Here is a 24805-nt window from a genome sequence, read left to right as displayed (position 1 = left end):
TACAAGGGTTACGGCGGTCATAGCGTGGGGGAAACGCCCGGTCCCATTCCGAACCCGGAAGCTAAGACCCACAGCGCCGATGGTACTGCACCCGGGAGGGTGTGGGAGAGTAGGTCACCGCCGGACACTATTTACGGCCAAGGCCCCGACAGCAAATGTCGGGGCCTTCGCTCTTTAACCCCAAATATCCCCCCGGTGTCGACGGGCCCTGCCAGGACGGCCCCGCCTCTGCCCGGCCGCGGTGCCGACAGACTCAACGGCAGGGGTTTTGCACCGGCCGAGATTTATAGGCACGCTCTCTCACTACCTGCACCGAAAAAGGGACCCTCACTCACTTCCTGCACCCTCTCCGGCCACGCCCTCTCACTTCCTGCAGCTTCCTGGGCAACGCTCTCTCACCCCACCAAGGTCGGCCCGGGCACCCAGGCCAGCACGCCGCCGTCGAACCCGACAGCATGAAAAAGCGTCGGTGACTTTCCTGCGGGAAGTGAGGGAGCGTCCGTGACTTTCCCCCAGGAAGTGAGGGAGCGTCGGTGACTTTCCCGCAGGAAGTGAGAGAGCGTCGGTGACTTTCCCGCAGGAAGTGAGAGAGCGTCGGTGACTTTCCCGCAGGAAGTGAGAGAGCGTCGCAGTGGGGCGTGCGGGAAGTGAGAGAGGGTGGCGCCCCTTTCCCCGCGGCGTCGTGCTTTATGTTCGCTGAGACTTTATGTTCGCTGAGATAGGCCGGCGACAGTCCGCTGAGGGCGCAATTCGAAGCAAAACCCCCGAATTTCCGGTGATTTAGGTCAAAAAGTCGCGGAAACACGCGGAATTTGTCCCCCTCACGAGTGCAAGCTGGTAAGTTTTCGAACAGTGGCTTGTACGCATGCCGCGTGCAGGCTCCAGAAATCAAAAGCGTCCAGGAGGACATAAATGGCTAAGAACCGTAGTGAACTTGTTGCAGAGGTAGCAGGCAAGGCCGGCACCAGCCAGGCAGCCGTCAACTCCGTGCTCGATGCACTGTTCGAGGTTTTCGAATCTTCCGTCGCCTCCGGCGAGAAGATCACCATCCCGGGCTGGCTCGCAGTTGAGCGCACCGACCGTGCAGCCCGCACTGGCCGCAACCCGCAGACCGGCGAGACCATCCAGATCGCAGCCGGCCACAGCGTCAAGCTGACCGCAGGCTCCAAGCTGAAGGCAGCTGTCTCCAACAAGAAGTAGTCTTCTTTTACAGCTCTGACGGAGCGGCAACCCTCTCGGTTGCCGCTCCGCTTGCGTTTAAGCCCCCCTTCCCGCCGGCCCGCCGCGTGCGCCACTCGGCTCCGATTCGCTGCGCAGGCGGCGGTAGCGGACAATGGGTAGGTGCCCTCAGCAGCAGAATCCCGTGTCCCACAGCCTGCGCCCAACCCGGAAGCGCAGAGCCAAGCTGACGCCGCGCTCGGCATTACCCGGCCCTGGCGGTTGGCGGGACTGGCTGCACTTTTCCTGGGACTCGCGGCAGCACTGCTGTTCTCGGGTGCAGCCGCCGCCCGGGAGGTCTCCGATCCCGGGGCCATGGTCCGCTGGGGCCTTCCCGTCAGCAAGGCAGTCCACAACATCTCGCTGGCCACCGTGATCGGCGGGCTCATCTTCGCCGCAGGCATCCTGCCGAAGAACCTGGGCAGAGGCCGCTCCAAGCAGGAGGATGCGCCGGAGCACCCGGCCTTCGCGCGCGCCATGGGCGTCGCAGCGGCCGCAGGTGTGGCGTGGACGCTCTCCGCGATCGCCGTGCTGGTCCTCACCTATGCCGACGTGGCAGGGCAGGGGATCTCCGGCGACGCGGAATTCACCAAAGCACTGGTCTTCTTCATGACCGACATAGCGACCGGACGCGCCTGGCTGGCCGTAACGGTCATCGCGGCCGTGGTTACTACCGCGCTGTTCGGCGTCCGGTCACTGACGGGCCTGGCGCTGACCCTGGTGCTTGCACTGGCCGGGCTGGTGCCCACCGCGCTCATCGGACATTCGGCGAGCTCGAATGACCACGACGGTGCCATCAGCTCACTGGGCCTGCACCTCGTGGGCGTGAGTGTCTGGGTCGGCGGCATCATCCTGCTGGCGCTGCTCTCGGGCGTCCTGGCCGGCTCGCGGACTTCCGTGGGTGGGGCCGCGGCGTCCTTGCCCGGCGGCCCGGCTGACATCACCGAGCCGACGCTGCGGCGTTTCTCGTCGCTGGCGGGATTCGCCTTCGCGCTGGTCTTCGCCTCCGGCGTGCTCAACGCCAGCGTCCGGGTGACCAACTGGGGCGATCTGTTCGGCTCGCCCTATGGCCAGCTGATCCTCGCGAAGACGGCCGCCACAATCGTGCTCGGCGGCATCGGGTTCATGCACCGGCAGTGGGTGATCCCGCAGCTGGGCCGCAAGGGTTCGGTCATGTCCTCGCGGCGCGTGCTGTGGCAGCTGATCCTGATGGAGCTCCTCATTATGGGGGCCACATCCGGAATCGCCGTAGCGCTCGGCCGTTCGGCACCGCCCGAACCGACCACCTACGCCCCTGATGCTTCGCCGGCTTTCATCCTGTCCGGTTACAACCTGCCGCCGGAGCTGACCCCGCAACGCTGGCTCACCGAGTGGCGCCTGGACTGGACCTGGGTTGCGGTGGCCGTCTTCGGGCTGGTGTCCTACTTCCTGGGCGTGGCCAAGGTCCGCGCCCGGGGGGACAAATGGCAGCTCTTCCGGTCCGCCAACTGGGTGGTCGGCCTGCTGGTGCTGACGTATGTGACCTCAGGGCCGCCGGCCGTATATGGTCGTGTGCTGTTTTCCGCGCACATGGTGGACCACATGGCCCTGACCATGGTGGCGCCACTCTTCCTCGTCCTGGGCGCCCCCGTGACGCTTGCGCTGCGGGCACTGCCTGCCCGGGGCGACGGCTCCCGGGGCCTGCGCGAGTGGCTGCTGCTGTTCGTCCACTCAAAGTTCTCGCAGCTCGTGACCCACCCGCTCTTCGCCGCAGCAAACTTCGCCGGTTCGATCGTGCTGTTCTACTACTCCGATGCCTTTGGCTTCGCGATGCGGGAACACGTGGGCCACGAGCTGATGAACCTGCACTTTGCGCTGACCGGGTACATCTTCGTGCTCAGCATGATCGGCACCGACCCGCTTCCGCGGCGTGCCCCCTTCCCGCTGCGGCTCGTGCTGCTGCTGGCCACCATGGGCTTCCACGCATTCTTCGGCGTCGCCATCATGGGCGGCACCGGCCTGCTCGCCGCCGACTACTTCGGCAACCTTGGCCGGAACTGGGGGCCGTCGGCACTCCTGGACCAGCAACTGGGCGGCGCAGTGGCCTGGGGCATCGGCGAAGTGCCCACGCTGCTGGTGGCGATCGGCGTCGCCGTCATGTGGTCCAGGTCCGATGAACGGGAGACGCGCCGCACGGACCGGGCCGCGGACAGGAATAACGACGCCGATCTCACCGCTTACAACGATATGTTTGCCAAATTGGCCGAACGCGACGCCAAGCTGGCTGAACGCAACTCAAAGCTGGAAGGACGCTGATGAGCGAAACCGTACGCACCCACCACCGGGTACGCGCCTCCGAACTGGTGGGCCGCAACTGGCTGAACACCGGCGGCAAGTCCCTCGACCTGGAGGCCCTGCGCGGCAAGATTGTACTGCTGGACTTCTGGACCTTCTGCTGCATCAACTGCCTGCATGTCCTGGACGAACTGCGCCCGCTGGAAGAGAAGTACTCCGACGTCCTGGTAACGGTCGGCGTGCACTCGCCGAAATTCGAGCATGAAGCAGATCCTGTGGCCCTCGCCGCCGCCGTGGAACGCTACGAGATCCACCACCCGGTCCTGGACGACCCCGAGCTGGAAACCTGGAAGGCCTACACGGCACGAGCCTGGCCCACGCTGGTCGTCATCGACCCCGAGGGCTACATCGTGGCCCATCTGTCCGGCGAAGGCCACGCTGACGGCCTTGCCGTGCTCATCCCCGAGCTGATTGCCGAGCACGAAGCCCGCGGGACCCTCCACCGCGGCAACGGCCCGTATGTGGCGCCGGAGCCGACGTCGGGCACCCTGCGGTTCCCGGGCAAGGCCCTGTACCTCCCGGCGGGGCGGGGAACCTCTGCTGTCGCTTCCGCCGAAGAGCCCGACGCCGGTGCTGCCGCCGGCACAGACGCCGGCACCTGGCTGGTCACGGACACGGGCCACCACCGCCTCCTGGAGCTCGGCACCGACTTCCGGACGGTGCTCGGAACCTTCGGGACCGGCACCAAAGGGCACGCCGACGGCCCCGCGGCAGCACTGGACTCCCGTGAGCCGATCGCGGAATTCAACGAACCGCAGGGACTTGTCCTGCTGCCGGAAGACGTGGCAACGAAGACGGGCTACGACGTCGTGATTGCAGACACTGTCAACCACCGACTGAGGGGGCTGTCGCTTGCAGACGGAACCGTCACCACCCTTGTTGGAAACGGCGTGCAGCGACTGCTGGAGACCGGCCCGGCCCGCGTTGACGAAGACGCTGCAGGCTTCACCGGACGCCTCAGCGAACACCCGCTTGAGGTCTCCCTCAGCTCTCCGTGGGATGTGGTGTGGTCAGCCAGGCTGAACGCCGTGGTGATCGCCATGGCCGGCGTGCACCAGATCTTCAGCTTTGACCCCCTGTCGGGGGCCGTGTCCATCATCGCGGGCAACGGACTCGAGGGGCTGCTTGACGGGGCCGCCCATGAAGCGTGGTTTGCCCAGCCGTCCGGTCTGGCCGAGGACGCCGACGGCAACATCTGGGTGGCGGACTCTGAGACCTCCGCCCTCCGGAAGCTCGCGATTGACGACGACGGGACCGTCACCGTTGAATCGGCAGTCGGCAAGGGCCTCTTCGATTTCGGTTTCCGCGACGGCGAGGCCGCGGAGGCTCGCCTGCAGCACCCGCTCGGGGTCACCGTGCTTCCGGACGGTTCGGTGGCCATAGCCGACACGTACAACGGTGCGGTGCGGCGCTACGACCCTGTGACCAAGACCGTGTCCACCCTCGCACGGGGGCTTTCCGAGCCCTCCGATGTGATCGTGGACCACACCCAGGTGGCCGGCAAGGAGCCGCTGCTGGTGGTGGTGGAGGCCAACAAACACCAGCTCGTGTACGTCCCCATCCCCAAGGAGGCCCAGCAGGTGGACGAGGGCGCCGCGCAGACGCACCGGCCCAAGAGCCCCGTCGCCCCGGGACTCCTCGAGCTGACGGTCCGCTTCACCGCGCCCACCGGCCAGAAGCTTGATGACCGCTGGGGCGATCCCACGCAGCTGAAGATCTCGTCCACGCCGCCCGAGTTGCTGGTGGCCGGGGGCGGGACGTCCGTGGGCCTGCTCCGTACCCTGGAGCTTTCCTCCGACGTGCCCGAGGGCGTGCTGCACATTACCGCACGTGCCGCAGCCTGCGACGGCCCGGAAACCGATGACGGCGAGATCCCGGACCACGCCGCGTGCCACCTGTACCAGCAGGACTGGGGCATCCCGGTGGTGCTGCAGGCAGACGGTGACGCCGAATTGGTCCTGGACCTCCGCGGCATGGACTAGGCGTACTTGCGTACTTGCGTGCTGAACTGGCCCGGCTTTGGACCCCCAGGGGTTGAGAGCCGGGCCAGCTTTGTCGGGGCCGCGGCGCTGCGCCGGCACCCGGCAGCCGGGCGGGACTAGAAGCTCAGGAGCGGCGTGACCTTGATGGTGTCGCCGTCGATGTCCAAGCGCGTGGTGAAGCTGAAGTCGTGCACCACGTTCAGGGCGGAGACGGCGCCCGTGAAGAGGTCAACCTGCTGGGCGGTGATTCTGGCCTTGCCGTCAAGGGGTGCCACCACCCATTTGCCGTCGAACGGCTCGATGCTGATCTTCGGGTACTCGGTGATGCCCCATTTGATGGTGCCGTCCACAACCCGGTTGTTGGTGGCATGGTAGAACGGGCAGTCGGGCTGAAGCCTCTGCTGCTTATCGGCCTCGGCGGCGCATTTGTCGAGGAATTCCTTGACCCGGGACGCCACAGCCTGGTTCAGCTCCTCCGTGGCGTGTGTCAGGAGGTTCAGGGGTGCAGCGGGGACGTCCCGCCCGGCAACTGTGGCGCGTGTGGGCGGGGCCGCGAAGAATTGGCCGTTGAGCGAGGCCTCGTACTCTCCAGGGTAGAACACGGCAAAGGTGTTGCGGCCGCCGGGCATATTCACCGGGATGCCGTTGAGGGTGGCATCGCTGGAGTTCACCACGGTCACGTCCACCGTGGGAAGCGCCGCAGGCACAAACGCCCATTTGTTGAAGAACAGCCACTCGGTGCCGGTGCTCTCAAGCAGGAACTCGGTCCGCAGCCTGCTGCCGTCGATCGTGTACTCCATGGGCACCATCACCCGCTTGCCGCCGCGCGATTCGGCATCGCCAAGCTTCACGTTGGCAATCCGCGAGGCGGACGTCTGCAGTGCCGTGCCGTCGAGCATGGCTGCGTCGGCGTCGGGCACGGAGGCGCGGAGCAGGCCCAACGCCCGCTCACCCTCGCCCTTCTGCAGGGCGTCCAGGTATTCGCGCACGGGCTGCTGCGGGCTGGCCACGGAATTGTTCACCAGATTGACCGAAACGATGGCTCCGGCCACGGCAAGCATGAGGCCCAGTAGCCATCCGGCCGCCATCCTCACCAACGCTTGACTCATCTGCACGCCCCTTACGTTACCTGCAAGTTACGTGAACGCAGGAGTAACAGGCGCCGTGCATGACGCGGGGCAGCCACAGAAAAACGTCCGACGGCGGGGCGTCGCCGGTGCCGGTGGCGCCTTCTGGCGCTAGCGGCGCCGCCGGGACGACGTGCCGAAAACGCCGCGTAATAGCTCGCGGCCCAGCTGTGTTCCCATCGAGCGGACCATGCTTTTCAGGCCTCCGCCGAGGGCCCCGCCGAGCGCGCCCGTGATGTCCTCCATCATGCCGCCGGCAGGGGGAGCCGGGCGCGGTGCAGGCGCCTGACGGGTTTCGGGGGCCGGCCTGCTGCTGGGGCGTCCAAGGATTTCCTCCTCGATGCGGCGGGCGTCGGCGTCCACTGCGTTGGGATCCAGGCTGCCGGGGACGAACACCCCGGGGGACGGAACCGGCGGCAGGCCCGGTGCCGCGGCACCCGTAGGCGCGGCGGCCTTTCCGGACAGTTTTTCATAGGCGGAAACGTTGTCCACGGCAGTCCCGTACTTGGCGAGCAGCACCGAACCGGCCACTGTGCTCTTGACCAGTTCTTCCGTGCTGGGGCCCATGACAGACTCGGGGGCCCGGAGACGGGTGAGGGCCACCGGCGTGGGCGCGCCCTTCTCGTTCATGACCGTGATGACGGCTTCGCCAATGCCTGCCGAGGTGAGCGTTTCCTCGAGGTCGTAATCACTGACAGGGAAGGTGGAGACGGTGGCCTTGAGTGCCTTGGCATCCTCCGGCGTGAAGGCCCGGAGGGCGTGCTGGACGCGGTTGGCCAGCTGGCCGAGCACGTCTGCCGGGACGTCCTTCGGCGTCTGCGTTACAAAGAAGATGCCCACGCCCTTGGACCGGATCAGCCGGACAGTGGTGGTGATGGCTTCAAGGAACGCCTTGGAAGCGTCATTGAACAGGAGGTGGGCCTCATCGAGGAAAAAGACCAGCTTGGGTTTGTCGAGGTCGCCGGCCTCGGGCAGGTCCTCGAACAGGTCCGCCAGGAGCCACATCAGGAAGGTGGAGAACACCATGGGCTTGGTCTGCAGGGTGGGCAGCTCGAGGCAGGTGATGACTCCGCGGCCGTCAGGGGCGGTACGGAGAAGTTCGGCGGTGTCGAACTCGGGCTCGCCGAAGAAACGCTCCATGCCCTGCGCTTCCAGTGTCACCAGCTCGCGGAGGATGACCCCTGCCGTTGCCTTGGACAGGCCGCCCAGGTCCTGCAGGGCCGCCTTGCCCTCGTCCGACGTGAGGAACTGGATGACGGCACGGAGGTCTTTGAGGTCGATCAGTTCGAGGTTGTTCTTGTCCGCGAAGTGGAAGACGAGCTGGAGGCTGGATTCCTGCGTGTCGTTGAGCTCCATGACGCGGGAAAGCAGAATGGGCCCGAAAGAGGTGATGGTGGCGCGGACAGGAATGCCGTTGCCGTCCCCGCCGAGGGCCAGGAACTCCACCGGAAACGTTTTGCCGGCCCACGGCTGCCCGATGCTTTCGGTCCGCGCCGCCAGCTTTTCACTCCCGGTTGCAGCAGTGGCGAGGCCGGACAGATCGCCCTTGATGTCCGCCAGGAAAACGGGCACGCCGGCGGTGGAGAGCTGCTCGGCCATCATGTGCAGCGTAACGGTCTTGCCGGTGCCGGTGGCGCCGGCGACGAGCCCGTGCCGGTTCATCATGGACAGCGGCAGCCGGACCGGCGCATCTTTGTGAAGTTCGCCGTCGACGATGGCGGCCCCCAGCTCGATCGTGGCACCCTCAAGCGCATAGCCTTTTTGGATGGTGGCGACTTTGTCTGCTGTTGATTTGTTGGCCATGCGGCTAGCTTAGTGGCGGACCACCGCCCGGCGGCCAGCCTTGGCGGACAAAACTGTGGACAGCGTCACCCGGCCCGGCAGAAATAACCCCCGTGCCGCCGTCGTTGTGGAAGGTGTGCCGTGCAACCATCCGTCCCGGCACGCCAGCGAAACGCAACGAAAGGCCGGCTCCACCGTGACTGTTCCCCTCTCCATCCTTGACCTTGCGACCATCGGCAAGGGCCAGACGGCGGCGGAGAGCTTCGCCGGGAGCGTTGCCATGGCGCAGAGCGCGGAGCGGCTGGGCTACCGGCGCGTCTGGTACGCCGAGCACCACAACATGTCCTCGATTGCATCTTCGGCCACGAGCGTCCTGATCGCGCACGTTGCCGCGCACACCGAGAGCATCCGGCTGGGGGCTGGTGGAGTGATGCTGCCCAACCACTCGCCGCTCACCATCGCCGAGCAGTTCGGGACACTTGAGACGCTGCACCCGGGGCGCATCGACCTGGGACTGGGCCGTGCACCCGGCAGCGACCAGAACACCATGCGGGCGCTCCGCCGCGACCCCGGTTCGGCCGACACCTTTCCCCAGGACGTCCTGGAACTGCAGGGTTACCTGAGCGGACCCACGCGCATCCAAGGCGTTGAAGCTACCCCGGGCAAGGGAACCAATGTTCCCCTGTACATCCTGGGCTCGTCCCTGTTCGGGGCCCGGCTCGCCGCACAGCTGGGACTGCCCTATGCCTTCGCTTCCCACTTTGCTCCGAACGCGCTTCAGGACGCGGTGGCCATCTACCGCCGGGAATTCAAGCCGTCTGAGCAGCTCGCGGCACCGCACGTCATCGCCGGAGTCAATGTGATTGCGGCCGAGTCGGCGTCGGACGCGCAGTCGACCTTTAAGGACACCCTGCGCGCCCGCGTCTCGCTGTTCTTCGGCGGCGGGCGGGAGTTCACGGACGACGAAGCGGACATGGTCCTGGACTCCCCGCAGGGCCAGCATGTCTCGCAGATGATGAAGTACTCCGCTGTGGGCACGCCGGACGTCGTCATGGAGTACCTGGACGGATTCGCGAAGCATGCCGACGCCGACGAACTCATCGTCGCGCACCAAAGCACCGGCACCGCTGCGCGGCTGCATTCAGTGGAACTGCTGGCGGAAGCAGCCGGCCTGGCCCGCGTGTGACAAACGTTTAAATAATATTTATCTGCGGTGTGTGAAAGCCATCCAAGGAACGGATCCGCAGGTCAGCGTAATTTCTGCCCCATGCCCCGCGTTTCATTGAGGGTTTAATGGACCGTTATTCAACCGATATCTTTTGACTTCGACGCCGACCACAACTTAACGTTATGTGCGCAAGGTCTCCATTTACTCCGGTGGTGGCGGGGACTCCCAGGCCGCCGGACGCATTAGCTTCTGCACGCGCAGAGCGTGGCAAGTCAGTCGAAAGTAGCGGTCTCGCATAGTCACTACACGTGATCCCCGCACGCCCAAAAGGCGTTGAGGGGCCAGTTCGGCGCTGCCTGATTTCAAATCCACGGATGGAATGCGATCAGCTCCGTTCACAAACAGACCCAGGTGAAAACATGAAGATCAAATCCACCGGCGCAGCCCTACTCATGACCTTCCTCATGGTCAGCGGCCTGGTTGCGGGATTCTCGGCCCCGGCCTCAGCTGCGGGCACGACATACTACGTCAGCGCTGCCGGCAGCGACAGCAATGCGGGCACGTCCAGCGCTGCCCCCTGGAAGACCCTGACAAAACTCAATCAGGCCGTTCTCAAGCCGGGAGACACCGTCAGCCTCCGCAAGGGCGACACCTGGACCGGCGGCATTGTGACTGCCCAGAGCGGCACGTCCACAGCGCCGATCACCCTGAACAGTTACGGCACCGGCAACGCGCCGACAGTCACCGGCGGCAAGTCCGGCAACTGCGTCAGGATCAACGGCAACTACACCACCGTCGACGGACTGCGGGCCGTTTCCTGCGGCTACGCGGGTTTCAGCCTTACCGGGGACCGCAATATCGTGCAGAACTCCAGCGCCTCCACCAATGCAGTTGGCCTCAAAATCGGTACCGGCTCCGATTTCGGCAAGTACACGGGCAATTCACTGACGAACAACAACGTGATGAACGTGAATACCCTCGGTACGAATTGCGGAACACCTTCTGCCGTGAACTGCAATGACGACTCCGGCGCCTTTGGCGTGCTGATCAACGGTAACGACAATGAGTTTTCCGGCAATACCGTCAGCGGTTCGACAGGGAAGTCCTACGACTACAACCAGGACGGCGGCGCTTTTGAAATCTACAACGGCAACCGCAACAACATTCACCACAATGTGTCCCTGGATAACAACAACTTCTCCGAACTCGGAAGGTCCTCGGGGACGGCGGACGCCAACACGTTCCGCTATAACCTGGTCCGCTCCACCTGTGGAGCAAACTGCTCCGAAGCCAAGGGCCTGATCGCCCGAGGAAACGGCACGTCCTTCGGGCCCACCAACGGAACTGTTTTCGAGTTCAACACGGTCTACCTCACGGGTACGCAGTCCCAGGCGATCGTTTGCCACGCAACCTGCCCGTCCTCCACGGTGATCCGAGCCAACATCCTCGTGGGTGTCAAGAACTCGCTGTGGATCAACGGTTCAGGCTGGACCGAGAAGCAGAACGTTCTCAACGGGCCTGTGAACGTCACACCGAACAGCACCTCCACCACCGCGTCAGCGCGTTTCGTGAGCGCCCCGACTGACCTCCGCCTCACCAGCATCAGTCCAGCCATCGACCGGGCCGGGGCCAGCGCCTACACCCTGGACCTGGCCGGAGCTCCTTCCACCCAGAACGGCGACTGCGCGGGAACGGCGGCCGCGGACTCCGGCGCCTATGAGTACGATTCGCCGAACTGCTGAGTCGGGCAGCCGGTAGCCCCCCGATCGGCTAGCGCCAGCACCTGAGTCCGCCTGGGCCACACCGCAATGTGGCCCGGGCGGACTTTTTGCATTCTGCGACGAAGTTACATGACCGCAATGACCGGGATATTCAGGGGAAACGGCAGCAGCGGAAACTGAAGGTGTCCAAAACCGCTTGGGGATGATCCGAAGGATTTTCGCGCATGCCAACTCCGCTCAACCAGACGGTGGCCGCTTCCGCACTGCTGACAAAATCTTTGCCGCTGGACCTGCTGAGGGCCTTTGTCCAGTCGGAAGCCGCGGACGACGGACTCACCCCCAAACTGCTCGGCGAGCTGAAGATCCTGGCCCGCACTCCGGGGCTGCTCGTGGCCTGCAATTACGGCGGAACGCTGTGCGCCGCGGAGGGCATCTCCACCGAAACGTTGCCCCTGGGCGGCGCGGCGATTGCCCTCCGCGCCCTGGCTGCGCTGCCCAACACGCATGCCGCCGTCATCTCCGGCCGGTCCTTGCGGGACCTCGCGGCGGTGTCGCGGCTTCCCGCGGAGGTGCACCTCGTGGGGTCGCACGGGGCCGAGTTCGATATGGGCTTCGCCCACGGGCTGTCCCTGGCCACCGAATCCGTCCTGCAGCAGGCCAACCAGGCCCTGCTTGAATCGATCGGCGCGTACAAGGGCATCAGCATCGAACGGAAACCGGTGGCCGTCTCGGTGCATACCCGCCCGGCGGCTCCCGAGGTCGCATCCGAGGCAGCACAGAAGGCCGAGGAGGTGGCCCGGGCGCACGGCCTGTTCTTCGTTGTGGACGGTTCCGTGCTGGATCTGTCCGTGACTGCGCCCTCCAAAGCCGAGGCGCTGGAACACCTGCGCGCCCGCCTCGGCGTGAGCGCGGCGCTGTACGCGGGGGATGCCGCGAGCGACGAATTGGCGATGGCCACGCTCCGCGGCCCCGACATGGGACTGTGGGTGGGAGGCCTGCCCACCTCGGCGAAGCACCGGCTGAGGGACCCGGAATCGTTCGCGCGCGTGCTGGCCATCCTCTTCGAACTGCGGCGTGCGTGGCTGTTCGGCGAGGATGCGGTGGGCCTGGAACGGCATTCCATGATCGGCAATGGCTCCTCCACGGCACTGCTCACGCCCGAGGCCAAGATCTGCTGGATGAGCCACCCCCTGCCGGACTCCGGCTCGCTCTTTGCGCATATTCTGGGCGGCGATGCGGCCGGCCATTTCTCGGTGGAGCCGGTCAAAGCCTCACAGGTGCTGGGCCAGCGCTACGTGGACAGCACCATGATCGTTGAGACCCGCTGGGCGGACGTCACCGTGACCGACTATCTCGAACCGGCCCCGGACGGGATCACCAGCCTGGTCCGGGTGCTGTCCGGTACGGGTGCGGCGCGGATCGTCTTTGCGCCCCGGCCGGACTACGCCAACGCGCCGTTCAGCATGGAAGCGCGCGGCGGCGAACTGCACGTCGTCGGCACGTCAGACCCCATCGTTTTGCTCGCTCCCGGCGTCAGCTTCGCCGTCGCCTCGGACGGCCGGCACGCGACGGCAACAGCCGAGATCAACCTGCAGCACGGTCCCGTGGTCCTCAATCTCCGCTGCGGTGACACCGGGATGCAACACCCGAACGGGACAGACGAAACCGCCCGCCGCTCCGCCGTCGCGCATCATTCCCGCCGCTGGGTGCAGGGCCTGGTGCTGCCCGCTGTGAAGCCGTCGCTGGTGCGGCGCTCGGCCCTGGTCCTGCGCGCGCTGGTCCATGAACCCACCGGCGCCGTGCTGGCGGCACCCACCACGTCGTTGCCGGAAGGGATCGGCGGCACCCGCAACTGGGATTACCGTTACTGCTGGCTCAGGGACGGTTCCATGACCGTGAACGCGCTCGTGGACCTGGGGTCGACGGCGGAGGCCGAGGGCTTCCTGAGGTGGCTTGGCGGGATTCTTGCCAACGCCCCCGGCCCGGAGTGGCTGCATCCGCTCTACTCGGTCACCGGGGCGCCGCTGTCCACCGAAGCCATCATCGAAAGCCTGCCCGGGTATGCGGGATCGCGGCCCGTGCGGATCGGCAACGCCGCCGACCACCAGGTCCAGCTGGACGTGTTTGGGCCCATTGCGGAGCTGATCCACGGGCTGAGCGAAGCGCAGGGTTCGCTGGCCGACTCGCACTGGGAGCTGATGGTGCAGATGACGCGCGCGGTGCTGGCCCGGTGGCATGAGGCGGACCACGGCATCTGGGAGGCCAGGCGCGCCGCGCGGCACCACGTCTATACCAAGGTCATGTGCTGGGTGACCCTGGACCGCGCCCTCCGCACCGCAGCCCGCCACGGCCGCGAGCCCGGGCCCTCCTGGGCTTCCACAGCAGCCACCATCAGGGACGAGGTGCTCCGGGAGGGCTGGGACGAGTCTGCTGCCTCCTACACCGTCGCTTACGACAGTCCGGACCTTGATGCCGCCGTCCTGCACATCGGACTGTCGGGCCTGCTGGAGGTGACCGACCAGCGCTTCCTGGACACCGTCACCGCCGTGGAGCGGGAGCTCCGCGTCGGGCCCACCGTCTTCCGGTACAGGTACGATGACGGCCTGCCGGGCCTGGAGGGCGGCTTCCACATCTGCACCACCTGGCTCATTGAAGCGTATGTGGCGGTGGGCCGCATCGCGGAGGCCTGGGATCTGTTCGATCAGCTGGTCAACCTGTTCGGGCCCACCGGGCTGCTGCCGGAGGAGTACGATCCGGGCACCGAGACCCATCTGGGAAACCACCCGCAGGCGTACTCGCACCTCGGCTTCATCCGCTGTGCCCGGCTCCTGGACCAGCATCAGCGAAGCTAGGCCAGAGCGGCCGTGTCCGCGCTCCTAGCGAATACCGGTGCGGGCGGCCGAGAAGATGGCCGGTGCGGCGCCTTCCCCGGTGGCCAGGTCGGCCAGGATCCTGCCCACCACTGGCGTGAACTTGAAGCCATGGCCGGCAAAGCCGGCCCCGATGACCACCGGGCCGATGCGGTCCAGGACGAAGTTGTGGTCAGCGGCGGTGGTGTAGGTGCAGCTGATGTCGGCCATGGAACCGGCATCAACGCCCGGCAGCCAGTGCCTGGCGTAGCGCTGCAGGGCGGCCCGCTGCAGCGGCTCAGGCTGGAACGATCTGTGGTCCGGGTCCACCACCGGACCCACTCCGTGCCATCCGGCCTTGATGCCTTCGCCGGGGGTGTGCATGCCGTACACGGGAGAGTACCAGTCGTCGTACTCGCCACCGGGGCCAGGGAAATGGTTGAAGCCGGGCCAGTCGGCGCCATCATCCGCGATGCCGAAATGGGCGGGCTGCTCCTGGGTTACGGTCAGCCGCGGCATTCCCGCCACACCGGTGAGCAGCTTCGATGTCCAGCCGCCGGCGGTGACCACCGCCTGGCGGGCGGTAAGCACCTCGGTGCGGCCGCCGTCGTCCACGGTGAGTAGGACATCGTCGTCGAGAATAATCCTCAGGTCCAGGACCTTTACATGGTGGCGGACCGCCGCGCCGTTCCGGACCGCCAGCCTTTGAAAGGCCGGCAGCGCCGCGTCCGGATTCAGCTGGCCGCCGTCCGGCATGTGCAGGACCTGCTGATCGAAGCGGATGCCGCGCCAGCGCTCGGCGGCTTCAGCCAGGGGCAGGAAGTCGGCCCTGAGGCCGGCACTGTTCAGTGCGGCATGCATGGTGCCAAGCTGCGGATCCGGACCGTGGTTTACGACGCCGGTGCGCGCCAGCAGCCGCTCGCCGCTCTCGTCTTCGAGTTCAGCCCAGAGCCGGAGTGCCTCCGCCAGCATGGCGACGTAGTCCGGCTCGGAGTACGCCAGGCTGAGGTTCCGGGTGGAGCCGTGCGATGCGCCGACGCGGTGCCCAGGCCCGAACTGTTCCAGCAGGGTCACGTCGCGCCCTCGCTTGGCCAAAGCCCAGGCGGCAGCGGAGCCCATGGCCCCGCCTCCGATGACGACGGTGTCCAAGGATGTGTTCAAGGTTCCTCCACGTTCGGTCGAAGGGCGTTCACGTCAGCAGCACGGCCACGCCGATCATGGCCGGCACGGCCACCACGGTGGTGATCAGCACCGTGTCCTTGGCAACGGTGAGGCCGGTCTTGTAGCGGCTGGCGGCCACGAAGACGTTCTGGGCCGTGGGCAGGGCGGACGTCACCACGACGGCGAAGAGCGCCTGGCCGTCCATGCCCAGCGCGAAGCGGGCAAAGGCATAGGCGATCGCCGGGTGGACGAAGAGCTTGAAGGCGCTCGCCAGCAGGGTGTCAATCCGGCGTCCCATGGCGGCCTGCAGCGGCCGGGAACCGTTCAGGCTCATGCCGAAGGCCATCAGCATGGCCGGAATGGCGGCACCGCCGATCAGGTGGATGGGCTGCAGGACAAGCGGCGGAACCTGCCAGCCAGTCCCGGCCACCACCAGCCCCAGGGCGGAGCCGACGATCATCGGGTTCTTCACGATCATCAGGACGAAGCGGAGCGGCGTGGTGCGGTGGGCGCTGGTGGTCGAATCAAGGGCCATGAGGAACAGCGGCGTGAAGAACGCGAGCTGAAAGATCAGCAGGGGAGCCACATAGCTGGCGTCGCCCAGGACGTACACGGCGATGGGGATGCCGAGGTTGGCCGAGTTTGCCAGGGAGGCACTCATGGATGACATGAGTGCCTCCGGAATGCTGCGCTTGAGCAGGAACCTGACGATGACGAAGAAGATGGCAGCGGTGGCCATGGCGCCCACGGCAGTGACCAGCAACGGGGCGGCGAAAACGTCGTGAAGCCGTGCCTTGCTGAGGGTCTCGAAGAGCAGGGCGGGACTGGCCACGAAGAAGGTCAGCCCGCTGAGGACCTGACGGGCATTTTCGCCCAGGATGCCCTGCCTACCGACGAACATGCCCACCAGGATGATGGTCCAGACAACGAAAAAGCCCGCAAGAACGCCTAGCATCCGGTTGTCGCAGAAGGCTCGTAAGTGCAGGGGGTGGCGTCCACCGTCCCAGCCTAATCAGATTTATTCGGCGAAGGACGGGCTTGTGGCAGGGATCTCGCTATTCGGGCAGTGAGAGTTGCCCTGGGTCAGATGCGGGGCGCAGTCAGCTGCACGTGGCGTTGTTCAACGCAAACGGCGGGCGCATGAGCCCGGCGGTGTGGCCCTCGGCAGGATCGTTGCCGATCCGGACAATCTTGTTGTCCTTGTCAACGTGGACCACCTTGGGAGTGTAGGCCCTGGCCTCTTCCGTGGTCATCTGGGCGTAGGTGATCAGAATGACGAGGTCGTTTTCGTGCATCAGGTGCGCGGCCGCGCCGTTGATCCCGATGACACCGGAACCGCGCTCGCCGGCGATGGTGTAGGTCTCAAGGCGGGCGCCGTTGGTGACGTCCACAATGGCCACGAGCTCGCCGGGCAGGATGTCGGCAGCATCCAGCAGGTCCAGGTCTACGGTGACGGAGCCCACGTAGTGCAGGTCCGCGTGCGTGACAGTGGCGCGGTGGATCTTGGACTTAAACATTGTGCGATTCATAACTTCAACAGTCTAACGCCGGGCAAGCCGTATCGCTGTGACGCAGGAGACACTATGGCGATGCTTCCATTTCATGATCTTTGGCCGCCGCGATCGAGGCAGCGGTGGCCGCCAGGATCTCACGGGCGGCGAGAATGGCTGGGCGCTGGGCGCTTGAGCGGCGCGCTGATGTGAAGACCGTCCTGCGCGGTTTCCCGGGCAGTTCCATCAGCTGGGCTGTGGTGCCGCGGCCGGTCCAGACCAAATCCGGCATGAGGGCGACGGCGTTGCCCGATTCAATCAACCGGATCTGGGCCTGGAGGTCTGCGGTTTCAAAGCGCACGTCGGGTTCGAAGCCCGCGCTTCTGCAGGCCTGCTCGGCCCAGTGACGCGAGGCGGCGCCGCGCGGCTCCATGACCCACGGCAGCTCCTCCGTGTCCGCGAGCGACGTGATGACCTTCCTGTCCGCGGCCGGGGGCGGCACGGCAAGCCTGATGGCATCACTGGTCAGCCGTACCCGGTCCAGTTCCGGATACCGGGGTGCGGCGTGCCCGGGATACTGCTCGGCAATGACGAGGTCGAAGTCCCGGGCCCACGTTTCATGCAGGGCCGTTTCCGGCTCCCGCTGCGTCATTTCGATCCGCACCTCCGGGTAGCTGGCGGTCATGCGGGTCAAGGTGTCCGGCATGAGCGCCAGCGCCGCCGACTGGAAGACGGCGATCCGGACAGTGCCGGAGACGGTGGTGAGCGACGCGGCGAGGTCGGCCTCGGCCTGCTCCAGCGTCTCGAGGAGCTGTGCCGTGTGGGCCACCAGGACTTCCGCCTGGGGAGTGAGCTGGACTCTCCGGCCGGTTTTCCTGAGCAATTCCACCCCTACTTCCTTCTCAAGCAGGGCCAGTTGCTGGGACACTGAGGACGGACTGTACTGCAGGGCGGCGGCCACCTCGGCGAGGGTGCCCCGGATCTTCAGCTCGCGGAGCAGTCTCAGGCGGCGGACGTCGAGCACTGACTGTTCCTTTGGGTTGAGTAAATGAGTGGATGAACTAATGAATACTGTTTAGAAGTATTCACTTTATCTAATGCAACGTTGCTTGCATACTGATCAGAGTTACCCCCATCACAGGGCGGATGATGGGGCCGCACCTACGCAGGAGTCCTTGATGACCATTAAAGATCCCACCCAGTCTGTGATGCGGCGCAAGCCCATCGATGACATCGAAGTAGAGAACAAGCACAGCGGCCTGTTCAAGTCCCTTGGGCTGTGGCAGCTCACGGCCATCGGCGTCGGCGGCATTATCGGCGTTGGCATCTTTTCGCTCGCCGGCCTCGTGGCCCATGGTAGCGAGGACACCCCCGGCGTCGGCCCGGCCGTCCTGTTTTCCTTTCTGATCGCGGGCCTGGCATCAGCGGCCGCGGCGCTCTCCTATGCCGAATTTGCCGGCATGATCCCGCGCGCTGGCTCCGCCTATACATACGGATACGTGGCCCTTGGGGAGGTCATCGGCTGGTTCATCGGCTGGGACCTGCTGCTGGAGTACATTGCCATCGTGGCGGTGGTGGCCATCGGCATCTCCGGCTACTTCGATGCCTTCCTGTCCGGTATCGGGATCCATATGCCCGTCTGGATGACGTCGACAGCGGATGAGGGCAAGGGCGGCATCGTCAACATTCCCGCGATCGTGGTCTGCCTCATCGTGACCTGGATCCTGTCCCGTGGCACCAAGGCGTTCGGCCGGTTTGAACTCGTGGCCGTGGCCATCAAGGTGGTCCTGATCATATTCATCATCGGATTGGGCATCTTCTACGTCGACACCAACAACTACAATCCGTTCATGCCGAGTGGCTTCGGCCCAGTGGTGGCAGGTTCGGCCACCGTGTTCTTCGCCGTGTTCGGCTACGACGCCATGAGTACCGCGGCGGAGGAGGCTACCGACGGCAAGAAGCACATGCCCAAGGCCATCATCCTCTCCCTCATCGTGGCCATGCTCCTTTATGTTGCCGCCACTTTGGTACTGACCGGGATGCAGAATTACCAAGAGATCGACCCAAAGGCTGGGTTCGCGTCTGCCTTCTCCTCGGTGGGGCTGCCGGTGATCGCCACCATCATTTCCGTTTTCGCCGTCCTTTCCATCCTCACGGTGATGCTGACCTTCCTCCTGGGTGTCACCCGCGTCTGGTTCTCAATGAGCCGCGACGGACTGCTCCCGGGCTGGTTCGCCAAGACGGACCGGCACGGCACTCCGCAGCGCGTCACCTGGATCGCCGGCATCACATCAGCGTTCCTGGCGGGAGTTTTCCCCATCAAGGAGGTCGCGGATCTGACCAACATCGGCATTCTGGCCGCCTTCGTCGTCGTCTGTCTCTCGGTCATCATCTTCCGCTACAAGAGGCCCGACGCCCCGCGTACCTTTCGGCTCCCGCTGATGCCCTTGGTGCCAGCCTTCGGCATCCTGTCCTCCGGCTTCCTCATGACGCAACTTCCCTTCGCCACCTGGGTGCGGTTCGTCATCTGGCTCATCATCGGCCTGACCATCTACTTCGGCTACGGACGGAAGCACTCCCTAATGAACCCGAACAGCCCGCGTCACAACGAGGCCGTGGAGATGCACACCCCGGTGAACTAGCAACGCGAACGCTCTCTCACTTCCTGTCGCAAATCACAGGACGCTCTCTCACATATTGCGGAATATTGACGAACCCTCTCTCACCCAGTGAGAGAGGGTTCGTTGTCTTTCTGCAGGAAGTGCGAGAGCGTCCGGCGGGGAGGCGACCGGAAGTGAGAGAGCGTCCGGGGGAGGTTGCCGAATATTGTCCAAAAAGGTGGGCAAATCCGCCGCATTTCCGAACGTTCGGACGGGTCCGCGAGCCTTCGGTTTTTCTAACTTGTATTGCTCAGAAAAGATCGCTTTATCTTATGTGAATGCAGGCTCATACTGATGAGTGAGACGGTCCCCACCCACTGAAAGAGCGAGACAGCCATGACCAACACCGCAACGGATCACCGAGTGAATGCAGGCAAGGACGCCGCTGAAACCGGCGCCGTCGCCACCGCCCCGTCCGGCTCCGGCGTCGCCGAGGCCGCAGCCCTGGCCGAGGAAACCATTGTCCTGGTCCGCCACTGGCTGACCGAAGCCGCCAAGGTACCCGTGGACGCTTCCGCGGAACAGCTCGCCGGCGTCCTGAAGGACCCGAACGGCCTTGACTTCACCGTCGGTTTCGTGGACGGCGTGGTCCGTCCCGAAGACCTGCACGTCGCCGCTCGGAACCTGGCCGCCCTGGCGCCAAAGGTTCCCGCCTTCCTGCCCTGGCACATGCGCAGCGCTGTCCGCCTCGGCGGCACCATGGCCCCCGTCCTGCCTCAGGTGGTCATTCCCATTGCCCGCCGCGTGCTGCGTGCAATGGTGGGCCACCTCATCGTCGACGCCACCGATGCAAAGCTCGGCCCGGCCATCGCCAAGATCCGCAAGGACGGCATCAAACTCAACGTGAACCTGCTCGGCGAGGCCGTCCTGGGCGAGCACGAAGCAGCCCGCCGGCTCGAGGGCACCCACACGCTGCTGGCCCGGCCTGATGTGGACTACGTCTCCATCAAGGTGTCCTCCACTGTGGCTCCGCACTCCGCCTGGGCCTTCGACGAAGCCGTGGAGCACGTCGTCGAAATGCTCACCCCGCTGTTCGCCAAAGCCGCGTCCTTCGCCAGCGGCGGACAGAACGCCAAGTTCATCAACCTGGACATGGAGGAGTACAAGGACCTGGACATGACCATCGCGGTCTTCACCCGGATCCTGGACAGGCCCGAATTCAAGAACCTCGAAGCCGGCATCGTGCTTCAGGCCTACCTCCCGGACGCGCTCGCCGCCATGATCCGATTGCAGGACTGGGCCGCCGCACGCCGCGCGGACGGCGGTGCAGGCATCAAGGTCCGCGTCGTCAAGGGCGCCAATCTGCCCATGGAACAGGTGGAGTCCTCCCTCCACGACTGGCCGCTGGCAACCTGGGGCACCAAGCAGGACTCCGACACCAACTACAAGCGCGTCATCAACTACGCCCTGCACCCGGACCGCATCAGCAACATCCGGATCGGCGTGGCCGGTCACAACCTCTTTGACATCGCCTTCGCGTGGCTGCTGGCCAAGAAGCGCGGCGTGGAATCCGGCATCGAGTTCGAGATGCTCCTGGGCATGGCCCAGGGCCAGGCCGAGGCCGTGAAGAAGGACGTCGGCTCGCTGCTGCTCTACACCCCGGTGGTGCACCCTGCCGAGTTCGACGTGGCGATCGCCTACCTGATCCGCCGCCTCGAAGAGGGTGCCAGTCAGGACAACTTCATGTCCGCCGTCTTCGAACTCAGCGAAAACGAATCCCTTTTCGAGCGCGAGAAGCAGCGTTTCATGCGGTCTCTGGAAAGTCTCGACGGCGAAGTGCCGCCGCCGAACCGCGTGCAGAACCGCAGCCTTCCGGCCGAAACCAGGCCGCACGACCACTTCGAGAACACCCCGGACACCGACCCGTCCCTGCCAGCCAACCGCGACTGGGGCCGCGCCATCCTGGGCCGTATTCCGTCCTCGACCCTCGGTAACGCTTCCGTGGCGGCCGCGACCATCATGGACGCGGGCACCCTCAACAGGGTGATCGAAACCGCGGTCGAAAAGGGCAAGGCCTGGGGAGCGCTCTCCGGCGCCGAACGCGCCGAGATCCTGCACCGCGCCGGCGAAACCCTCGAGGCCCGCCGCGCGGACCTGCTCGAGGTCATGGCAAGCGAGACCGGAAAGACCATCGACCAGGGCGACCCCGAGGTCAGCGAGGCCGTCGACTTCGCCCACTACTACGCCGAGTCGGCACGCAAGCTTGACGACGTCGACGGCGCCACGTTCGTTCCGGCGAAACTCACCGTAGTGACACCGCCGTGGAACTTCCCGGTGGCCATCCCCGCCGGTTCCACCCTCGCGGCTCTCGCCGCCGGCTCCGCCGTCGTCATCAAGCCCGCCAAGCAGGCGCGCCGCAGCGGCGCCGTGATGATCGAGGCCCTCTGGGAAGCCGGCGTTCCCCGCGACGTGCTGACCATGGTGCAGCTCGGCGAGCGTGAGCTCGGCCAGCAGCTGATTTCGCACCCCGCGGTTGACCGCGTGATCCTCACCGGCGGCTACGAGACGGCCGAGCTGTTCCGGTCCTTCCGGAAGGACCTGCCGCTGCTCGCCGAGACCAGCGGCAAGAACGCCATCATCGTGACCCCCAGCGCCGACCTGGACCTTGCCGCCAAGGACGTGGCGTACTCCGCGTTCGGGCACGCCGGGCAGAAGTGTTCGGCTGCGTCCCTGGTGATCCTCGTGGGCTCCGTGGCCAAGTCCAGGCGCTTCCACAACCAGCTGATCGACGCCGTGACCTCCCTCAAGGTGGGCTACCCGGAGGATCCGACGAGCCAGATGGGTCCGATCATCGAGCCTGCCGGCGGCAAGCTGCTCAACGCCCTCACCACGCTGGGTGAAGGCGAAAACTGGGCCGTTGAGCCGCGGAAGCTGGACGGCACGGGCCGGCTGTGGAGCCCCGGTGTCCGCTACGGCGTGCGGCGCGGATCCTACTTCCACCTGACCGAGTTCTTCGGCCCGGTCCTCGGCGTGATGACCGCGGAGACCCTGGAAGAGGCCATCGCCATCCAGAACCAGATCGAATACGGCCTCACGGCAGGCCTGCACTCCCTCAGCACCGACGAACTGGGCCTGTGGCTGGACACCATCCAGGCCGGCAACCTGTACGTGAACCGCGGCATCACCGGTGCGATCGTCCAGCGCCAGCCGTTCGGCGGCTGGAAGAAATCCGCCGTCGGGGCCGGAACCAAGGCCGGCGGACCCAACTACCTCGCAGGCCTGGGCGACTGGACCAGCAAGGAAAGCTCGCACGGTTCCGCCGCACGCATCACCCACCCGGGTGTGCGCCGGCTCGTCAACGCGGCGAAGGCCGAGCTCGACGCTGCGGAGCTGGAGTCGCTGCAGCGGGCACTGGGCTCCGACGCCTTGGCCTGGGCAGACGAATTCGGCACCGCCAAGGATGTCTCCGGACTGAGCGCCGAGCGCAACATCTTCCGGTACCGTGCGCTGCCGGTCAGCGTCCGGCTGTCCGACGGCGAAACCGTCCACGCGCTGCTCCGCACAGTAGCCGCCGGCGTGCTTGCCGGGTCGAAGCTGACGGTCTCCACCGGCGTTGAACTTCCGGCACAGGTGCGTTCCGTGCTGACCGGACTGGACATCCCCGTCACGGTGGAGGACGACGCCGCGTGGCTGGCCTCCGCGGGCCGGCTCGCTGGCGCCGGCAAACTGTCGGGCGCACGCATCCGCCTGATCGGCGGCTCGGCGGCCGCGCTGGCAGAGGCAACGGGTGGCCGACCGGACGTGGCAATCTACGCGCACGACGTGACCGAAGCGGGCCGCGTCGAAATGCTGCCGTTCCTGCACGAGCAGGCCGTCAGCATCACGGCACACCGGTTCGGGACGCTTAACCACCTGTCCGATGCGCTGATCTAACAAACCAGGTTGGCGCGCGCCGGTTCGGGAACGGGCCGGCACACGCACAGGCAGAACAAAAACGGGCGGGCACCATCAGGTGCCCGCCCGTTTCACATTCCAGGGTGTTTGCGGTGACGCTGAGCCTTGACCCCCAGCGCTTTGAAGGCCCGCGCGCGCCGGCCCAACGCGCCGAGTCCAGTGCGCTCAGCCCAGATACCAGCCGGGCGGCGCCCAGGACGATGGAACACTGTGGGCGGAAAATTCTTCGCATCGTGTGCAGGTGTAGGCGACTTCGCCCAGCGTCCTGACGGTGCCGTCTTGGCGGTACGTTGGCGGAACGAAAGATTCAAGGTAGATGAACTCGTCTGTTCCGCATTTGTCGCAGTTGGGCTTGCCAACGTATTCGGTGTCTACTGTCGTAGAGTGGCGGGGGAAGTGGCGGTTAGCGGTTGTGGTCACGGCGTGCCTATCCCGAACAATGCCTGCCTCGTTGCAGGATTAGTTCGTCATCGAATCGGTGTCATCGGCCGCTGCATGACCGGCAACAGTCACAGCATAAGCCCGCAGTATAACGATTATCAATCGTTTTGCTTCCATATCCAGGGCGCCCCGGGCTCAAACCTGCTTCTTCAGAGTCCGTCCCATGATTGCCTGGGTCAGTGCGTCAATGACTTCGGCGTTGGCCAGCGGGTTGCGAATCAGGGTGAAATCGACGTCGCCCACCGGCGGCAGCTCGAAGCGGCGCGTGATGATTTTCAAGTCCTCCGGCACCAGCGACGAGGGCATGACCGCCACGCCGATTCCTGCGCGCACGGCCGCCAGCACGCCGCTGATCTGCCTGGTGGTGCAGGTGATGCGCCAGGTCCGGCCCGCGGACTCAAGGGCGTCGATGGCGAGTTTGCGGCTCAGGCTCGGAGACGGATAGGCGATCAGTGGCACCGTGTCTCCCGGCTGCAGCGTGGTCTGTTCCAGGCCGACCCAGGAAAAGGAGTCGTGCTGGACCACGGTGCCGTCCTTCGCGCCCGCCACCCACTTCACGAAAACAAGGTCCAGCTGCCCCGAGTTGAGCCGCTTGTAGAGTTGGTCGCTCTGGCCGACGGTCAGCTCAAGGTTGATCTGTGGATAGATTTGCCGGAACTCCCTGAGGATGCGCGGCAGTCCGGTGATGGCGAGGTCGTCGGCCGTGCCGAACCGGAGCCGCCCCCGCATCGCTGAGCCGGAGAAGTAGCGGGCGGCGGCATCATGGGCCGCGAGGATGCTGCGGGCGAACCCGGCCATGGCATCACCGTTGTCCGTCAGCCGAACGTCGCGGGTGTCCCGGGTGATCAGCACCCGCTTCGCGGCCGTCTCGAGTTTGCGCACGTGTTGGCTGACGGTCGGCTGGGCCAGCCCCAGCCGGTCGGCGGCCTTGGTGAAACTCAGCGTTTCGGCAACGGCGAGGAAGGATCGCAGCTGGGC

15 protein-coding genes and 1 rRNA gene are annotated in these 24805 nt (G+C 65.6%); 9 read left to right on the top strand and 7 right to left on the bottom strand.

Annotated elements, in window-relative coordinates; translation table 11 throughout:
* The first annotated feature begins 9 nt into the window (after positions 1 to 9).
* The 4 genes from rrf to LQ144_RS20045 all read left to right on the top strand — a co-directional run bounded on the left by rrf (position 10) and on the right by LQ144_RS20045 (position 5534).
* A 5S ribosomal RNA gene (rrf, locus tag LQ144_RS20060) occupies positions 10 to 126 on the top strand.
* Positions 127 to 912: 786 nt separating this feature from the next.
* Positions 913 to 1200: an HU family DNA-binding protein gene (locus tag LQ144_RS20055; RefSeq protein WP_056625601.1), complete on the top strand. Its 288-nt coding sequence runs from the start codon at positions 913 to 915 to the stop codon at positions 1198 to 1200.
* 141 nt (positions 1201 to 1341) lie between these two features.
* Positions 1342 to 3513, top strand: a complete 2172-nt coding sequence (locus LQ144_RS20050; protein ID WP_230120749.1) for a cytochrome c oxidase assembly protein — start codon at positions 1342 to 1344, stop codon at positions 3511 to 3513.
* Positions 3513 to 5534, top strand: a complete 2022-nt coding sequence (locus tag LQ144_RS20045; RefSeq protein ID WP_230120747.1) for an NHL domain-containing thioredoxin family protein — start codon at positions 3513 to 3515, stop codon at positions 5532 to 5534. Before LQ144_RS20050 ends, LQ144_RS20045 begins: the two co-directional genes overlap by 1 nt.
* Positions 5535 to 5650: 116 nt before the next feature.
* Here LQ144_RS20045 and LQ144_RS20040 read toward each other — a convergent pair whose 3' ends face one another.
* Positions 5651 to 6643, bottom strand: coding sequence for a hypothetical protein (locus LQ144_RS20040; protein ID WP_230120745.1), 993 nt, complete (start codon positions 6641 to 6643; stop codon positions 5651 to 5653).
* Positions 6644 to 6772: 129 nt separating this feature from the next.
* Entirely contained in the window at positions 6773 to 8464 is a 1692-nt protein-coding gene (locus LQ144_RS20035; protein ID WP_230120743.1) for a helicase HerA-like domain-containing protein, read from the bottom strand.
* Positions 8465 to 8639: 175 nt separating this feature from the next.
* Here LQ144_RS20035 and LQ144_RS20030 point away from each other — a divergent pair, with 175 nt between their 5' ends.
* From LQ144_RS20030 to LQ144_RS20020, 3 genes are all read left to right on the top strand, one after another.
* The gene (locus LQ144_RS20030; RefSeq protein WP_230120741.1) at positions 8640 to 9629 is read left to right on the top strand and encodes an LLM class flavin-dependent oxidoreductase; all 990 of its coding nucleotides are present in this window, start codon (positions 8640 to 8642) and stop codon (positions 9627 to 9629) included.
* A 401-nt stretch (positions 9630 to 10030) separates the two neighbouring features.
* Positions 10031 to 11353, top strand: coding sequence for a hypothetical protein (locus LQ144_RS20025; RefSeq protein WP_230120739.1), 1323 nt, complete (start codon positions 10031 to 10033; stop codon positions 11351 to 11353).
* A 203-nt stretch (positions 11354 to 11556) separates the two neighbouring features.
* Positions 11557 to 14184, top strand: a complete 2628-nt coding sequence (locus tag LQ144_RS20020; RefSeq protein WP_230120737.1) for a trehalase-like domain-containing protein — start codon at positions 11557 to 11559, stop codon at positions 14182 to 14184.
* Positions 14185 to 14208: 24 nt separating this feature from the next.
* Here LQ144_RS20020 and LQ144_RS20015 read toward each other — a convergent pair whose 3' ends face one another.
* The 4 genes from LQ144_RS20015 to LQ144_RS20000 all read right to left on the bottom strand — a co-directional run bounded on the left by LQ144_RS20015 (position 14209) and on the right by LQ144_RS20000 (position 17856).
* Complete coding sequence (locus LQ144_RS20015) at positions 14209 to 15342, bottom strand: FAD-dependent oxidoreductase (protein ID WP_230120735.1); 1134 nt, start codon at positions 15340 to 15342, stop codon at positions 14209 to 14211.
* A 28-nt stretch (positions 15343 to 15370) separates the two neighbouring features.
* Entirely contained in the window at positions 15371 to 16297 is a 927-nt protein-coding gene (locus LQ144_RS20010; protein ID WP_230120733.1) for an AEC family transporter, read from the bottom strand.
* A 145-nt stretch (positions 16298 to 16442) separates the two neighbouring features.
* Complete coding sequence (gene panD, locus LQ144_RS20005) at positions 16443 to 16871, bottom strand: aspartate 1-decarboxylase (protein WP_230120726.1); 429 nt, start codon at positions 16869 to 16871, stop codon at positions 16443 to 16445.
* A gap of 52 nt (positions 16872 to 16923) precedes the next feature.
* Positions 16924 to 17856, bottom strand: a complete 933-nt coding sequence (locus tag LQ144_RS20000; protein WP_230120725.1) for a LysR family transcriptional regulator — start codon at positions 17854 to 17856, stop codon at positions 16924 to 16926.
* Positions 17857 to 18010: 154 nt separating this feature from the next.
* On the opposite strand from LQ144_RS20000, the gene LQ144_RS19995 reads away from it, so the two are divergent.
* Complete coding sequence (locus LQ144_RS19995) at positions 18011 to 19474, top strand: amino acid permease (RefSeq protein ID WP_230120723.1); 1464 nt, start codon at positions 18011 to 18013, stop codon at positions 19472 to 19474.
* Between the two features lie 354 nt (positions 19475 to 19828).
* Complete coding sequence (locus LQ144_RS19990) at positions 19829 to 23365, top strand: bifunctional proline dehydrogenase/L-glutamate gamma-semialdehyde dehydrogenase (protein ID WP_230120721.1); 3537 nt, start codon at positions 19829 to 19831, stop codon at positions 23363 to 23365.
* Positions 23366 to 23962: 597 nt separating this feature from the next.
* Here LQ144_RS19990 and LQ144_RS19985 read toward each other — a convergent pair.
* Positions 23963 to 24805: LysR substrate-binding domain-containing protein (locus LQ144_RS19985; protein ID WP_230120719.1), on the bottom strand; the 843-nt coding region annotated here is incomplete at its 5' end.

The organism is Arthrobacter sp. Bi83 (genome assembly GCF_918698095.1).
Classification (GTDB): domain Bacteria; phylum Actinomycetota; class Actinomycetes; order Actinomycetales; family Micrococcaceae; genus Arthrobacter.
The sequence above is the reverse complement of the archived record's forward strand: the minus strand, read 5'-3'. Positions and strand labels throughout refer to the sequence as shown.